At 67.7% G+C, this 677-nt stretch carries 1 protein-coding gene; it reads left to right on the forward strand.

Going from position 1 to position 677, the window contains the following annotated elements; all coding sequences use genetic code 11:
* Nucleotides 1-315 precede the first annotated feature (315 nt).
* A partial coding sequence (locus FFK22_RS42065) for an IS6 family transposase (protein ID WP_143957031.1) occupies nt 316-677 on the forward strand: 362 nt, incomplete at its 3' end.

Here is a 677-nt window from a genome sequence, read left to right on the forward strand (position 1 = left end):
GCACCCTACACAGACATCGCGATCACGCCGCTGCCTCCCGAAGACGAGGAGGCGCTGGACCTCCTGAAGACCCGACAACAGCGCGTGGCTGCCGTCGCGCGCTGACGCGATACCGCCCAAGCTTGGTGCTCGGGCTTGCAGGGCGTAGGTGTTGCCGGACTTCCTCGGTCGCCATTCGCCTCGATGGAAAGGAAGGAGGCGCTATGGCCTCGCGGGCGTCCGCGGCGAGCAGGGTGCTGGCTGGCCAGGTCATCCGCGGTGGGCCTGTCACGTTCGCGGCCTTGCGTGGCGCCCGTGAGGGGCTTAGCGGTCGTTATGACCCCGCCTGACTATTCTGGTTATCGCTTCCCATCCGACGTGATCCAGCTCGCCGTCTGGATGTATCTCCGCTTCACTCTGAGCTACCGCGACGTCGAGGACCTGCTCACCGAGCGCGGCATCGAGGTGTCGTACGAGACGGTCCGTCGATGGGTGAGTGCGTTCGGCCCGGTGATCGCCCGGCGCCTCCGCGCGCAGCGGCCGGTGCCGCACCGGCGATGGCACCTCGACGAGATGTTCGTCCGGATCGGCGGCAAGCCGATGTACCTCTGGCGCACTGTCGATGCCGAGGGTGAGGTGCTCGAGGTCCTGGTTCAGGCACGGCGGGACGCGGCTGCCGCCCGTAGGCTGATGCGCAA

It is taken from the genome of Mycobacterium sp. KBS0706, assembly GCF_005938675.2.
In the GTDB taxonomy this organism is placed as follows: domain Bacteria; phylum Pseudomonadota; class Alphaproteobacteria; order DSM-16000; family Inquilinaceae; genus Inquilinus.